13 protein-coding genes are annotated in these 14,535 nt (G+C 68.7%); 5 read left to right on the top strand and 8 right to left on the bottom strand.

The genetic code is table 11. The annotated features are described in order from the left end of the window. Positions 1-134: 134 nt before the first annotated feature. Positions 135-986 (top strand): flagellin, encoded by an 852-nt coding sequence (locus tag OMW55_RS04590; protein WP_264881176.1) that lies wholly within the window; start codon positions 135-137, stop codon positions 984-986. A 328-nt stretch (positions 987-1,314) separates the two neighbouring features. Further along, positions 1,315-3,201, top strand: a complete 1,887-nt coding sequence (locus OMW55_RS04585) for an asparagine synthase-related protein (RefSeq protein WP_264881175.1) — start codon at positions 1,315-1,317, stop codon at positions 3,199-3,201. Here OMW55_RS04585 and OMW55_RS04580 read toward each other — a convergent pair. Beyond that, entirely contained in the window at positions 3,117-4,013 is an 897-nt protein-coding gene (locus OMW55_RS04580) for a hypothetical protein (RefSeq protein ID WP_264881173.1), read from the bottom strand. The genes OMW55_RS04585 and OMW55_RS04580 overlap by 85 nt on opposite strands. Positions 4,014-4,099: 86 nt before the next feature. On the opposite strand from OMW55_RS04580, the gene OMW55_RS04575 reads away from it, so the two are divergent. Then, the gene (locus OMW55_RS04575; RefSeq protein WP_264881172.1) at positions 4,100-5,158 is read left to right on the top strand and encodes a nucleotidyltransferase family protein; all 1,059 of its coding nucleotides are present in this window, start codon (positions 4,100-4,102) and stop codon (positions 5,156-5,158) included. Here OMW55_RS04575 and OMW55_RS04570 read toward each other — a convergent pair. From OMW55_RS04570 to OMW55_RS04540, 7 genes are all read right to left on the bottom strand, one after another. Beyond that, on the bottom strand, positions 5,145-6,476 hold the full coding sequence (locus OMW55_RS04570; RefSeq protein ID WP_264881170.1) for an O-antigen ligase family protein: 1,332 nt from the start codon (positions 6,474-6,476) through the stop codon (positions 5,145-5,147). The two genes, OMW55_RS04575 and OMW55_RS04570, sit on opposite strands and share 14 nt — an antisense overlap. Next, on the bottom strand, positions 6,473-7,621 hold the full coding sequence (locus tag OMW55_RS04565) for a tetratricopeptide repeat protein (RefSeq protein WP_264881169.1): 1,149 nt from the start codon (positions 7,619-7,621) through the stop codon (positions 6,473-6,475). The genes OMW55_RS04570 and OMW55_RS04565 overlap by 4 nt, the downstream gene beginning before the upstream one ends. Next, on the bottom strand, positions 7,618-9,846 hold the full coding sequence (locus OMW55_RS04560; protein WP_264881168.1) for a GumC family protein: 2,229 nt from the start codon (positions 9,844-9,846) through the stop codon (positions 7,618-7,620). The genes OMW55_RS04565 and OMW55_RS04560 overlap by 4 nt, the downstream gene beginning before the upstream one ends. A 30-nt stretch (positions 9,847-9,876) precedes the next feature. Then, the gene (locus OMW55_RS04555; RefSeq protein WP_264881167.1) at positions 9,877-10,545 is read right to left on the bottom strand and encodes a polysaccharide biosynthesis/export family protein; all 669 of its coding nucleotides are present in this window, start codon (positions 10,543-10,545) and stop codon (positions 9,877-9,879) included. A 132-nt stretch (positions 10,546-10,677) separates the two neighbouring features. Further along, the gene (locus OMW55_RS04550; protein WP_264881166.1) at positions 10,678-11,700 is read right to left on the bottom strand and encodes an SDR family oxidoreductase; all 1,023 of its coding nucleotides are present in this window, start codon (positions 11,698-11,700) and stop codon (positions 10,678-10,680) included. Continuing rightward, the gene (locus OMW55_RS04545) at positions 11,697-12,491 is read right to left on the bottom strand and encodes a metallophosphoesterase family protein (protein WP_264881165.1); all 795 of its coding nucleotides are present in this window, start codon (positions 12,489-12,491) and stop codon (positions 11,697-11,699) included. The genes OMW55_RS04550 and OMW55_RS04545 overlap by 4 nt, the downstream gene beginning before the upstream one ends. Then, positions 12,488-13,621: a glycosyltransferase family 4 protein gene (locus OMW55_RS04540; RefSeq protein WP_264881164.1), complete on the bottom strand. Its 1,134-nt coding sequence runs from the start codon at positions 13,619-13,621 to the stop codon at positions 12,488-12,490. The genes OMW55_RS04545 and OMW55_RS04540 overlap by 4 nt, the downstream gene beginning before the upstream one ends. Before the next feature lie 152 nt (positions 13,622-13,773). Between OMW55_RS04540 and OMW55_RS04535 the strand changes: the two genes are divergently transcribed. Both OMW55_RS04535 and OMW55_RS04530 read left to right on the top strand, forming a co-directional pair. Then, positions 13,774-14,196, top strand: a complete 423-nt coding sequence (locus tag OMW55_RS04535; RefSeq protein WP_264881163.1) for a hypothetical protein — start codon at positions 13,774-13,776, stop codon at positions 14,194-14,196. Between the two features lie 63 nt (positions 14,197-14,259). After that, positions 14,260-14,532, top strand: a complete 273-nt coding sequence (locus tag OMW55_RS04530) for a hypothetical protein (RefSeq protein ID WP_264881162.1) — start codon at positions 14,260-14,262, stop codon at positions 14,530-14,532. Positions 14,533-14,535: the final 3 nt, after the last annotated feature.

Below are 14,535 nucleotides of genomic sequence, written 5' to 3'. Positions count from 1 at the left end.
CCAGTTCACCACGAAAATTTCCGAGGACCCGGACCGCGCCGTGGAAATCCTTCCCATGAAGCGAAGTGCAGCGGCCGGGCCGCGGCAGGATCGCAGAAGGCGGTCCTCTCCAACCCCAGAATGGGAGAATGACCATGGGTTTCTCGGTAAACACCAACGTCGGCGCGATGGCCGCCCTGCAGAGCCTCGGCTCGACCAACAAGGCGATGGCGCAGACCCAGAGCCGCATCAATAGCGGCTACAACGTCGCCTCCACCAAGGACGACAGCGCAGCCTACGCCATTGCGCAGACCCTGCGCAGCGACATGGGCGGCCTGCAGTCCGTCAGCTCGTCGCTGAACCGGGCCAAGAGCGTGACGGACGTCGCCGTTGCCGGTGCCGAACAGATTTCGGACATCCTGATCGACATGAAGAAGAAGGCCTACGAGGCCTCGGACTCGGGCATCGACCAGGCCAGCCGCAATGCGATCAACCAGGACTTCGTTGCCTTGCGCGACCGCATCACCACGGTGGTGAACTCGGCCGACTTCAACGGCACCAACATCCTCAAGGGCGGTGGCGGCAGCGTTTCCGCGCTGCAATCCCTGCAGGATGGCGTGTCCGGCGGCACCTGGGATCCGGACTCCCTGAGCGTGGCCAACCAGGGCCTGGACCTCGGCGGTTCGGTGATCACGGTCGCGACCACCGGCCAGGTCAACACGCAGGCTGCGGCGCAGGCAATGGTCGACACGCTGACCACCAGCCAGTCGAACCTCAAGACCTCCTTGTCGACGCTCGGTTCCGCGTCGCGCAAGATCGACGCCCAGCTCTCGTTCACGAGCAAGCTGAGCGACGTCATCGAGGGCAGCGTCGGCAACCTCGTCGACGCCGACCTGGCCAAGGAGTCCGCGCGGCTTCAGGCCCTGCAGGTCAAGCAGCAGCTGGGCATCCAGGCGCTGTCGATCGCCAACCAGGCTCCCCAGGCGATCATGTCGCTGTTCCGTTAATCCCCAAGACCAAACGGGACGGACAGCTGTTGTGGCGCGGGTCGGGGTGCGTGAGCGCTCCGGCCCGTTGCCGACTTGGAAAGATTTGGCTCGGCTTGTCGATCACCTGGTCTGCGGATAGATAACCAGCAGACCGTGGCAGCGAAGCCGGCCTTCGCCAGCACCAGCCGGGCACAGGGAGCAGAGCATGGCGAAAAAGCAGTGGCGCACGCCGGAAGTGAAGACGATCCGCGCTGGCGATGCCGAAAGCAGCACCACCAACAATGTTCAGGACGGCAAGGCCAACACGGGTCAGCGTTCGTAACAGGCGCTCCCTCAGGCCCGTGTCGTGGCAGCGTTCGCAGGGCTGTTAGGTAAAGGCGAGCCGTCGGCGCGCGCCGGCCAGTGCTTGCTCGCTGCCGATGACCTCCAGCCCTACGGGAGCGGCCAGGCCGCGCTGATCTCGGCTCCGGGCATCTGGCTGGCGGCCCGACCGGCCGACGCCATCCTGGAGCACGGCCCGCTACTCGTCGCGGCCGACCTCCGGCTCGACAACCGGCACGAACTGACGAGCGCGCTTGGATTGTCCCACCGGGCAAGCGACGCCGCCGTGCTGTCCACCGCATGGCTGGAATGGGGCGAGCATGTGCTCGACCGGCTGGCCGGCGACTTCGCGTTCGCCGTCCACGATCGACGAACCCGGCGCCTCACCCTCGCGCGCGACGTCACCGGGCAGCTGCCGCTCTTTTATGCCAAGGTCAACGGCGGACTGGCGTTCGCGTCGATGCCGAACTGCCTGGCGCGCTTCGGAGCGTCGCTTCGGCCGTGCCTGCGCACAATGGCTCGGCGGCTGGCGCAGGTGCCCCTGGCCGATGCCGCGACGGTGTTCGATAGCGTGGCCCGCGTCCGGCCGGGCGAGCTCGTCACCGTGCACGACCGGGAACTTCGCTCGCGGATTTACTGGAACCCGTCCACCCTAACTGACAGTCGGGGCGCCCATCATGTCGAACGGTATCGCGCGCTGATCGAAGAGGCGGTCCGCAGCCGGCTGAGGGATGGCCCGGTCGCGACGCACCTCAGTTCCGGGTGGGACAGCAACGCGGTGACTGCCACCGCCGCCCGGCTGGTCGCGCCGGATCGACTGACCGCCTTCACCTCCGGGCCGACCGCCGACGTGGAAGAAGGGCTTCCCCGCGGCCGACGCGCCGACGAGACCGCCCTGGCAGCGCTTGCGGCCAACCACTACGGCATTCGGCATGAGGTCGTCCGGGAGACGGATGATCCGTTCGAAACGATCCGCCGGCAGATCGCGCTGTCCCAGACGATGGTGCTTGCGCCGTTCAACTGGTCGTGGTGGGCGGAGATTCGCCGTCACGCGGCCGTGCTCGGCGCCACCACCCTCCTGACCGGCGAGCTCGGCAATCTGACTCTCAACGCCGGCGGCCTCGGCAGCATCGCCGGTTACCTAGACGCCGGGCAGTGGCGCGCGTGGTGGGGCGAGGCCCGAGCCGCCGCGCAGACCGGCCAGGTGCGCTGGCGCGGCATCCTCATCAACAGCTTCGGCCACCGGCTTCCCGCTCCACTGTTCGGGATGGTCACCCGAGCCTTCCAGAACACCGTGGAGCCGGCCGGCAGCGCCTTTGTCCGCGCCGAGTGGCGACAGCCCGTCCCGGATCGAAGGTCGACCGGCTCGCCCGCGACCGACCGGCTGGACGCAATCCGCTGCGAGGACGAGGGCGCGTTCCGCAAGGGCGCGGTTGCCGCAGGCGAGCCGATGGAATGCGATGTCATGGCCGACCGGCGCTTGATCGAGTTCGCCCTCACCCTGCCCCCGGATCTATGCCTGAAAGGCGGCGTCATGCGGCCGCTCGCCCGGGCCGCGTTGGCCGACCGGGTACCGCCGGAGATCTTGTCCAATCCGTTGCGTGGGCTGCAGGGCGCCGACTGGTTTCTCCACTTCAGCCAGGCCAGAGCGCGCGCGCTGCTGGACGAGGTGGGCGCTGTGCCGCTGGCGCGCGAGTTGCTCGATCTCGAGGCAATGGCGGCTGCCGCCCGCCATTGGCCGACCGGCGGGTGGAATTCCGGCCCCGTCTACGGCCGGTATCGGGTCGGCCTTGCCGACGCGCTCGCGGCGGGCCTGTTCCTGAAGGCTTATGCTGACGCGGGCGTACCGGCGGCACCCATCTCCCCACCATTGCGCAACGCACCGACCAGCAGCTCGGCGTCCTCGTCATAGCAGGCGGCATCCCAGCGCCGTTTCCACGACCAGACCGGACAGGTTCGCGCGATGCGCACGCAGGCCTGCCATTGCGCCTGGTGTTCGGCCCCGCGCAGATACTCCCCGCGATAGATGTTGGCGAACAAGGCTTGCACCGATGCCATTCCGCGGATTGGTGCGAGCGTGGGCTCGCCGCCACGCGCCAGCAGCAGCACTCCCCCGAGCGGCACCGCGTCCGTCGCGACGCGGTTCACGGGAAGGTCGAACTTGTCGAGCGGCTCGGGCTCGTCGAACGAACGCCGCAGGCCCGCGACAGTGCGCCCGCTCCGCTCGACCGCGTCCTGCCAGAGGCGCAGGCGTGGCAGGCCCGGGCGCACTTCCGCCCGATCGTCCGAGCCGATCGCAACGACGGAGACGTCGTCGGCCATCAGCCGATGCCCGCGGTCGTGCAGCCAGGCTGCAAGGCTCGACTTGCCCGACCCGGATGGGCCCAGGAACACATAGGCCCGACCGTCGATGACGACGGAATTGCCATGGAGTGGCAGCAGTCCCCGTCGATGCAGCAGCATCGCCAGCCCGGACCCGAGCAGAAACAGGCGGACGTTGCGCGCGGGTGCCTCCGGCAGCGGCTCGACGCGCAGCTCCCGACCGCTTGCGCAATAGTAGCGGCCGACCCCCGCTATGTTGAGCAAGGTGCCGCCACCTGCCTGATGCAGGCCGGCTTTCGTCGGCAACCCGGACGGCAGGCCGCCTACACGCAGGATGACGTCATACTCGAGCGGTGATGCGCCCGTGCACTGGAGTTCCGGCAGCGTCAGGTCGCTGACCATGGTCAGGCCGTACAGGCGATAGGAACGCGGCGTGCCGGTCAGCGCGGGGCTCCATCATCGCGCCGCGTCATGGTAGCGGGCGGCAAGTGACGATCCGGAAGCCTGTCCCGTCCGAGCAGCTGCGCTGGCTCGCAGCCGCCTGCCTGCCGGGAACGGACCGGCTTGCCGCGCCCCCTGGCGGATGGGATCGCCTCCCCCGCCTCGCCGAGCGCCACCGGATTGGCGGGTTGCTGTGGCGACGCCTTGCGCAACAGCGCCGAGAACTGCCGCCGGCGATCGGTGCCGCCCTGAAACGGGAAGCGCAGGCGACGGCGGCTACCAACCTCCACTCGGCGGCGGAATGCCGGCGCCTCGCAATCGCCTTTGGCAAGGAGCGATTGCCGCTGCTGTTCGTCAAGGGCCTGACCCTGTCGCGGCTCGCCTATGGCGACGCGCTGGTGAAGATGAGCCGGGACATCGACCTCTTGGTGCTGCCCCACGATGTTGGCCGTGCAGCGCCGCTGCTGCTGGCGCTCGGTTACCGGCCGGAGCTTCCTGCGGACCCGCGACTGATCACGGCCTGGCACCGCCGATCCAAGGAGTCGGTCTGGCGTGGCCCCGGCAACCTGCTGCTCGAACTGCACAGCCGGCTGAACGACAATCCGCGGGTGATGGCGGGAGTGACCGCCGCCACTCCGGCGCGGCTGGTCGAGGTCGCGCCCGGGCTCCAGCTCCCGACCCTGCCCGAGCCGGAGTTGCTCGCCTACCTCGCCGTTCATGGCGCATCCAGCGCCTGGTTCCGCCTCAAGTGGTTGGCGGATTTCGCCAATCTGCTGCTTGGACGGGGCTCTGTCGAGCTTGCGGGTGTCCATGCGCGCATGCTGGCGCTCGGGTGCGGGCGGGCCGGCAGCGTGGCCCTGCTTCTTGCCTCGGAGCTGTTCGATCTGCCGCTCGCAACCGGGCTGGAGGCCGACTGGGCGACCCGTCGCCTTTCGGCGGAAGCGATCAGGCAGATGGAGTTGCTCATGGAGCCGACCGACCGCCGGCTGGGCACCGCCGGCATTCACCTGTCGCAGCTCCTGATCGGGAACGGCCTGGCCTTTCCGCTGCGGGAGAGCTGGCGGCGCGTCGCCGAACTGGTCGGACGGCGACTCATGACAGGGTAAGGTGCCGCGCCGGCCGCTCGTCCGACACCACCCGGGCGCTCCATCGGCGCGGTTCGGCCATTAGTGCGACCGAGGCGGCCAAGACACTGGCCAGGGCGGCGTTACGGGCCGGGAAGTCGACCAAGCTGTGGGCCAGGATCGCCGCCGAAGCGATGCTTGCCGCTCGGGCGTAGGCACTGCTTGCCGGGGACCGCCAGATGGCGATCGCGCGCCCTACCCACCACCAGAGGAACCAGGCGAGCAGGGCGAGGCCGGGCAGTCCGAATTCCAGCGCGATCTCGAGGTAGTCGTTGTGGGCGTGGTTGACGTACGCGCCCTGGAACGCCGCCGGCTGCTCGTGCAGCGCATAGACGCGTGCGAATGACCCGGCGCCGGAGCCGGCCGGAAAGACTTCGGCGATGGCTTCACCCGTGGTGCGGTAGATGGTGGCGCGGCTTGCGCTGGACACGGCGTTGTTCGGGTCGGTCAGTGCCGGGAGCCGGGTGTAGCCGGCCAATGCAAGCACTGCGGCGCCCGCCGCCACCCAGGCGACCCACTTGCTGCTGCGAACCAGTGCCGTGCCGAACAGCAGGACGCTGGCCAGCACGACCGGCAAGGTGAGCAGCAGGGCGGCGAGCGACCGGCTCAGCGCCAGGCCGACCAGCAGGACGAGGAGCGGGCCGATTGCCAGCAGCGGCCCGCCCCGGCGATCATCCCCGCGCCCGCGCGAGGTGAGGGCGGCGAGATAGGCGACCGCGGTCAGCAGCAAGGTGCCCAGGAAATTGCCGTTCGCGAAGAAACCGGTCGCCGAACCGAGGCTCGAATAAGGGTAGAGGTAATAATATCCGGTGGTCGCCTGCATTGCACCAAGCAGGATTGAGGCCAGCGCGCCCAGTACGATGGCCGCGGCCAGCCATGAGCTTCGGTAAACGCCTCCACGCAGCATCGCCGCGAGGATCGCCAGCGGCGGGATCAGCGGCGGCAGGCAGGACAGACTGTCGTAAGGAGTGAGCGACAGGGGCAGCCAGGGCAGCGGCTCACCGAGCAGCCGGAAGCCCGTGACCGCCGGGGCACGGCCCGGCAGCAGCGTCCACACGGCGGGCGGCAGCGGGATCAGCTGGAGCAATATCAACAGGATGCTGCCCGCTGCGGTCCATCCAAGTTGGCGAGCGGAGCGGCTCGGGCTCACGGGGTCATCAGCCCACAGGGCCCACGCAAGGATGCCGACCCCGACCAATTGCAGGACCAGGTTGCCCCACACTCCTTGGGCACTTCCGCCCAGGAACAGGCAGAGCAGGAGGTAGCACGGCACAACCGCATGGCGGACCCGCTGGTTCATCGGCCGTTCTCGCGCACCAGACGGACCTGCCGGATGATGGCATCGGTCGTCGAGCTCGAGTCCGCGACCGTTCCGCGCAGCTCCAGCCGCTGCGCTGCGCAGCCCGCCGTGACCGTGAAGCGCGGCTCCGCTTCCGCAGCGCCTTGTTGGGTTGTACCAGCGGGCAGGCAGACCAGCGCCCATGACAGGTTGGCGACTTCCCCCGCCCATTCCTGTCGCAGACGATACTTGCCCGGTGCAAGCAACAGCAGCTGCTCAGCCAAGACCATGTTCTCGCGGCCGTAGTAGAGCAGATGGAGCCCGCCCCCCGGCTGCGCTTCCGCGACGCCGCCGCTGCCACTGCCGAGGCGCCAGTTAAATGGTGGCGGCGGACCTCCGGGCAGGAAATGCGGGTTGAACAGCCGGCTTTCGCCACCTGCCTCGGTCCCGCCGAGCCGCAGCCACAGCCGGTGCGCACTCTGATAGTCCTGCCGCTCGACCATGGAGGCCAGCAGTGTCGCCTGCCATTGCGGAGCCGCGCCGCGCTTGCGCGGCCCCGCCAGCGCAAGGATCGCTGGCAGATTGACAGGATCGGCCGCCAGCAGCTCCAGCAGCGGTTCGCGCAACTCCGGCTGGCCGGCCACCAGCGGCCGCAACTGATCGGCGCCGCCCGGCAAGTGGGCGAACCGGACGAGCGACGGCAGCAGCGCGGTGGCGTTCGGACCCACCCGGCGGAGCAGATAGTCGAGCTGGCGCATTCCTTCGCTAGCCCTGCCCTGCCGCAGATAGAGGTCCGTCAGCAGGAAGCGCGGCGCTGGAGCGAAGGGGTCGCGCTCGCCACTCGCGAGCAGCAGGCGCTCGGCTCGCCCGACCTGACCCGTCGCAAAGGCCTCCGTTCCGGCGACCAGCAAGGGGGCGGCGTTCAGCGGATCGCGCCGGATAATGGACCTGATCGCCGTGGTGACCGCGGGTGGTGGCGGCTTGCCCACTGCCGCGGCGGCGCCGATCGCCGCCATGCCGCGCGCGGCGACGACCTTCGGGTGGTTCGCCCACAGCTTCGCGGCAAGCTCCGGCCGTTGCTCGGAAAAGGCGTCCACCGTCGCCTCCCGAATAGCCAGCACGGCCGCTGCAAGAGTCGCGACGACGAGCCCTGCGCGCCGGATCAACGCGGGGACTGCTCCTCGCCCGCGGGCTGGTGCGCGATCATGACCAGCTTGTTCGGCCGCCGGTCCTCGACCTGCCCGTAGCGATAGCTGTAATATCCGGCACCGCCGTCACGCTCGGTCGACTTGGTCAGCACCGCGCCGAGCACGTGGGCGCCCGACGCTTCCACCCGGTTGAGCGATTCCACCGCCGCGCGGGTGCGGGTCTTGCCGCTTTCCACGACGAACAGCACGCCGTGGACACTGGCGGACAGCAGCGGGGCGTCGGCGAGGCCGAGGATGGGCGGCCCGTCGACGACCACCACGTCGAACTGCTGGGCTGCTTCCTCCAGGATAGCGCCGAAGCGGCGAGTGGACAGCAGGTCGGCGGGGTTGGGGGGCAGCGGCCCGCACGGCAGCAGCCACATGTTCTCGAACTGAGTCGGGACGACCTGTTCGGCCAGCTGGTCATGGTTGGTGAGCAGCCCGGTCAGGCCCTGCTCGTCGCGGCCGGTCTGGAACGACGGCTTGCGCAGGTCGGCGTCGATCAGCAGGACGGACCGGCCCTGCCGGGCGAAGCTTTGCGACACGGCCAGCGCGGTGGACGACTTGCCTTCGCTTTCCCGCGTGGAGGTGACCAGCAGCGTGCGCGGCACGCCTTCTTCCGTCGTGAACCGCAGCGCCGCGGTGACCGCCGTGTACGCCTCCGAGACCGGTGACGAGGGGTTGCGCAACTCGTCGACCAGCGGCCCGCCCGCGCCCCGGCCGCCATGCTTCGGTACCGAGCCCAGGCAGGCGACCTGGAGCTTGGATCGGACATCTTCCCGGGTCCTGACGGTGTCGCTCAGGAACTCGAATCCGACCGCCGCACCGACGCCGGCGAGCACGCCCAGCCCCAAGCCGATCATCAGATTGAGGGGCATGTTGGGGGTGAACGGCGCACCCGGCACGTCGGCCCGGTCGACGATCGAGATCGGCGCAGCGCCGATCCCGCCGGCAACCCCGATCTCCTTGTAGCGCTGCAGCAGGGCATCATAGAGCGCCCGGTTGGTGTCCACCTCGCGCTGGAGGATGTTGTACCGCACGCTGCGCCCGCGCAGGTCGAGCACGGAGCCCTTCAGCCCGGAGACCCGCCCCTGCAGAGCCCGCTCCGCCGCCAGGGCCGCGCGATACTCCTGCGCAAGCGAGTTGGAGCGACCGCCGCTGACCCGCGCCGTTTCGCGCGCGATCTGTCGGTCGAGTTCGTCAATGCGGGACCGCAGGCTCAGCATGTCAGGATGGTCGGGTTTCAGGAGCGTGCGCTTGTCCTGGTATTCCGCTTCCAGCGCAGCCCTGCTCTGGCGCAGCGCCTGCGTGCTGGTGTTCACTTCCGTGGTTGGACCGCTCGACAGGGCGGCGCGGTAGGCGCCCTCGGCCGCTACGCGCTTGGCGGTCGCTTCCGCCAGCGCGCTGTTGAGCGCGGAAAGCGACTCGGCCTGCAGCGAACCGCCATCGCTCGATCCGCTTTTGCCGTCGCCCGCCTCGCCAAGATTGATGATGCCCTGGCTCTGGGCATAGCTGACCAGCTGCTTCTCCGACCGTTCCAGGTCGTTGCGGGTCCTGCCGATCTGCCGCTCAAGGAAGCGGCGCGCGTAGTTGGACGCTTCGAAGCGGCGTTGCAGGTTGGAATTGATGAATCCGTCCGCGACCCCGTTGGCAATCTGCGCCGCCAGCGCCGGGTCGGCACTGGTGTAGTTGAAGCGGATCAGCCGTCCCTCCTCAGGCGCCGTAACCTGCAGTCCGCCAGCGACCGTCGACGCCGCCGTCTTCAGCCGTGCCGTCGCATCGCCGTTTCCGGCGACGGCCGGGTTGCTGACGAGGTTGAGGTCCTGTGCGACCCGCTCGGCCAGGCTGCGGCTGCCGAGCAGTCCGACCTGGGTCTGCAGGAAATCCCAGGTGTCGTCGCCCGAACTGGACCGCTCGCGCTGCTGCTCGTCGGTGATCTCGACCCGCGGCGGATTGACCTCCAACGTGACCCAGGCCTTGTAGAGCGGCGTCTTGAGCAGGGTGGTAACCACGCCAAGCGCCAGTCCGAACGCGGCGGCGCCAAGCACCAGCCAGCGCCACTCGCGCACGATCCTCAGCAAGGTCGGGAGATCGAGACGCGGGCCCTGATGTCGCTCGTGGATGCCGATGGTGCGGTTCGGCGGAACCACCCGGTCGGACAATGCCCGGTTGCCGGGGCCGCCAATGGCGAGGTCGCGGTTCACGAGTTGCTGTTTCCCATGGGTCGGCCGGTGCTAGAACGGACGGAAGATGGACAGAAGCGGAATGTTCTGCAGCAGCGCCTTCTGGGCCGCCTTCACGGACGAGCCGTCGACCACCACGATGTCACCGGGATAGATCGCCGGATCCTCGGCCTTCCCGCGCCGGATGTCAGTGAGATCGAAGGCCGCTGCCTGCCGCTTGCCGGCGACCGTCCGGAAGATGGCAACGCGGCGCGGGTTGGCGTCTTCGGCAGTCCCGCCCGCCTGCGCGACGGCCTGAATCAAGGTGGTCGGGCCAGCAATCGCGAAGGATCCGCTCTGCTTCACCGCTCCATCCACCGTCACGCTCCGACGAGTTGAAGCCTTGACGCCAACCGTGATGTCGGGGTGCTCGAGATATTTCGCGCCGTACCGATCCGTCAGCCGCTGATCCAGTTCAGCGGTGGTCAGCTCGGCGGCCGGGATCGAGCCGATCAGCGGCATGGACAGGTTCCCGGTCAGGTCGACTTCATAGTCGCCCGACAGGTCCGGCATCTTGAACACCTTCACGGTCAGCGTATCAAGCGGCGCTATCCGGTAGTTCTGCTCCAGTGCGACGGGTTTGGGCAAGTCGGGCGCGGCCAGCGCAACGTCATAGGGAATCGGACCCCCACGGCGGTCGGCGCACCCGGCAAGCGCCATCCCGCTCAGTGCGACCAACAATAATGACGCTTGCCGTACCACGACTTGAATCCCTTCCCCGCCTGCCGCGACTCGCGACCATCGCTCGATACCTGGTCGCTGCCCGGTGCCCCCCGCTACTCGCTACCAAAGTTTCCTTCGCTAACAAGCAGTTTAGCGATTTCGAACGTACCAGGGCAGTGCGGCCGCCAGGCCGGCGCCGAGGCTGTGGGTTGGACGATAGTTGAGCAGGCTGCCCGCCTTGCCGATGTCGGCCTCCGAATGGCGCACGTCGCCTGCTCGCGCCGGTCCGAACCGCGGTTCGCGCGCATAGACCATGCCGTGCTCGGCCAGGCCGTCCCGCAAAAGGCCGAACAGCCGCTTGAGCGAGGTCCGTTCTCCGACCGCTACATTGTAGACCTCGCCCTGTGCCGCGTCCGGCGCAAGGGCGGCGCGCAGGTTCGCCTGCACGGCGTTGGCGACGAAACAGAAATCGCGGCTGGTCTCGCCGTCGCCGTTGATGACGATCTCCTCGTCCGCGATCATCGCCGCCACCCACTTGGGGATGACCGCAGCGTACGGGCCATCGGGGTCCTGGCGAGGCCCGAACACGTTGAAGTAGCGCAGGCCGGTCGCCCGATAGCCATAGCTGCGGGCCCAGACGCCGGCGTAGATCTCGTTGGCAAGCTTGGTCGCTGCATAGGGCGACAGCGGGTTGCCGATCCGTTCTTCCCGCTTGGGGAGGTGGGGCTCGTCGCCGTAGGTGGAGCTGGACGCCGCGTAGACGAACCGGGGCACGCCAGCGGAGCGTGCCGCTTCGAGCATGTTGGCGAAGCCGGTGACGTTGACGTCGTGGCTGGTCAGCGGGTCGGCGATCGAGCGCGGGACCGAGCCCAATGCCGCCTGGTGCAGCACGACACCGACCCCGGCGGCCGCCTCCGCGCAGGCGGCGCGATCGCGGATGTCGCCTTCGACCATCCGGAAGCTGCCGCCCTGCGTCGTGGCCAGCACCTCGTCCAGGTTGCGCCGGTGCCCGGTTGCGAAATTGTCGAGGCCGACAACCTCCTGGCCGAGCGCCAGCAATGCCTCAACCAGGTTTGAGCCGATGAAGCCCGCCGCCCCGGTCACCAGCCAGCGGCGCCGCTCGGCCGCGACCGCCTGCTGGAGGTCGTGCGGCAGCCATTCGACCATCGTCATCGGACCTCCTTTCCGCCTTGCTCTGATGACGCTCGTTGCTGGATGAGCCAATGCTGATCACCCTCGATCGCCAGCGCTGTCAGTACGCCACTGCGGTAAGCGCCAGTGTCGATGCCGATGCGATGCGTTCGAATGTCGACTTCCTCCGTGATGGTGTGGCCGTGCACCACGGTCATCCCATGGTCGCGCGGATCATCCAGAAATGGCTGGCGAATCCAGCGCAGGTCCCGCGGGCTCTGGTTGTGAAGCGCGGTGCCCGGGCGTAGACCCGCATGGACGAACAGGTAATCGCCGAAGCGGAACGTGTCCGCCAGGCTGGCGAGAAAATCCCGGTGCTCCGGCGGGATCAAGCGCTGCAGCTCGGCCAGGCCTTCGCTTTCCGGCAGACCTTCGAACAAGCGCGGATCGGCGCCGTAGCTCGCAAGGCAGGCGTCACCGCCGAAACTGAGCCATTGGGCCAGCAGCCCTCGCTCGCCGCCGAGGAGGCGCAGCAGCACCTCTTCGTGATTGCCAGCCAGTGCAACCGTGCGGGCGCCCGGGATCGGTCCGGTGCGTACCAGTTCGACGACGCCGCTGCTGTCCGGGCCGCGGTCGATCAGGTCGCCGAGGAACACCAGCAGCAGCTCGGCGGTGTCGCCACGCGCCGCGTGATCCTCCCGGATGCGGTCCAGCAATTCCACGAGCAGATCGAGCCGGCCATGGACGTCTCCGATCCCATAGGCCCGGTACCCCTCGACCCCTCGACGTTCGGCCTGGCGTGAGCGCCGCCAGCGACGAAGCATCCCGCTCATGTCCGCGCCTGTCCGACCAAGGCGTCGAGCTCGCGCAGGTAAGCGGTGACCACCTGCTCCTCGCTGAACCGCTGTTCGACGGTACGCCGAGCGGCCTCGCCCATGGCGGCACGCTCGGCCGGGCTGAGGCGCAGCCAGCGGCGGATGGCGTCCGCCAGCCCCTCCGGCGAGCGGACGGGAAACAGGTACCCGTTCACCTCATCCGCAACGACATCCCGGCAGCCCGGCACGTCACTCGCCAATAATGGCCGGCCAACCGCGGCTGCTTCGAGCAGCGAGCGCGGCAGCCCTTCCCGGTAGGATGGCAGCACGACCCCATGCGCCTGAGCCAAGGCTGGCCGAACATCATCGGCATGTCCCAGATAGTCGACCAGCCCGTCCCGCACCCAGCCCTCCAGCTCGGCGCCGGTGATCGCCGTCCGGTTCGCTACTCCCGCGAAGCCGAGCAATTGCACCGACACGGGCGCCTGCTCGCGCTTGAGGATCCGCGCGGCCGCGACGAGCTCCCGCACCCCCTTGTCGCCCAGCAGTCGGCCGACGAACAGCAGCCGCAACAGACCCCCGTCGGCGGGCATGGGGTGGGTGGCGAACCGCGCCAGGTCGACCCCTGAGCCCGGCAGTAAGCGCGCCTGTTCGCGGCGCACCAGCCGCTTGGCAACGAAAAGGTCGAGATCCTCGCCATTCTGGAAGAACACGGCTGGGCAGCGCGCGAAGGCCGCCCGATACAGCGATGACAGCAGCTGCTGGAGCAGGCCGCCCCGGATGAACGCGGTCCCGAGACCGCTGACGTTGGGCAGGGCCGGAATTCCGGCAAGCCGCGCCGCGAGGGCGCCGTAGATGTTGGGCTTTGCGGTCCAGCTGAGCAGTGCGACGGGCCGCTCCCGCTTGAGCAGCGCCACGAAGGCAGAGAGCAAGCGCGTATCCGCCAGCGGATTGAGGCCGTCACTACGCATGGGCAGAGCGATCCCCCGGCCCGGCAGCCCGGCTTGGTTCTCAGCGTCGGGTGCGACCAGCGTCAGGGCGAAACCCGCACCCGCTAGGCCACGGATCAGCCCACCTCGAAAATTCCGCAAGTTCCAGAAGGAGTTGGCGGCGACCACCAGCCGCGGCTTCTGTTCGTGATCGGACATCCACAAGGGGCTATGCGCGAGATGCCTTGCCGACGCCAGTGACGCCCAGTCGCTTCGTTTGTTATCTCTTAATCGGTCCCGCTTACTTGAGGGGTTCACATGAGAGCGGGGTGTGCTACGCCAAGGCGGTTTCGTGTGCCGAGGAGCAAGTTGTGGGGCTGACTGTCAAGATCGCTGCGGGAACTGTGGCCCTGTCCATGCTGGCCAGCACGCCGGCAGTGGCAGCCGCTCGGACCGAAGCTATTCAGGCCTCACTCGTCAGCCCGTGGGTTGCGCTGAGTGCGCTCGGCTCCACCAATTCGGGCGCGGCCCTCTGCGGCGCTGCGGCGGCGACGACTGCTGCAACGGCGCAGGCAGGAGTGCCCGGCTGCGTCCTGCCGCAGGTCGATGCGGCCCCGGTGCCGGTGGCTGAACAAGCGGCGCCCCTTGCCCCCGTGGCGACCGGCGCAACCATGCGCGGGCTTGGCTTCCTGCCCATCCTGCTCGGCCTCGCCACGCTCGCGGCGGGTATCGCCCTGCTCGCGGGCAGCGGCAAGGACAATGCGATCAAGCCGCCGCCGGTGTCGCCGGCCTAAGTCGCCGGCCTGCCCATCTGGTACCAGGTCAAGCTGTTCGTCGCCCACCTGAGCGGCGCGAGCATGGACAGCCTCCACGTCATCGCCGGGGTGCTCCTGCAACTGGTCGTTGCAGCCATCCTGCGGACGGACGTCGCAGACCGGCGTCCGTGGTTGCTGGCCTTCGGCCTGGAGCTCGCCAACGAAGCGAACGACCTGGTCGTGGAGCGATGGCCCGACCCCGGCATGCAGTGGGGCGAAGGTGCCAAGGACGTGCTGCTGACCATGCTGCTGCCAACCCTGCTCCTGCTCCTCTCCCGCCGCTGTTCTGGCATCCTTGCGCTCGCCCGGCGCTGATCC

It is taken from the genome of Sphingomonas arvum (assembly GCF_026013565.1).
In the GTDB taxonomy this organism is placed as follows: domain Bacteria; phylum Pseudomonadota; class Alphaproteobacteria; order Sphingomonadales; family Sphingomonadaceae; genus Sphingomicrobium; species Sphingomicrobium arvum.
Note: the sequence above shows the minus strand (reverse complement) of the source record. Positions and strands in the feature narration are given on the sequence as shown.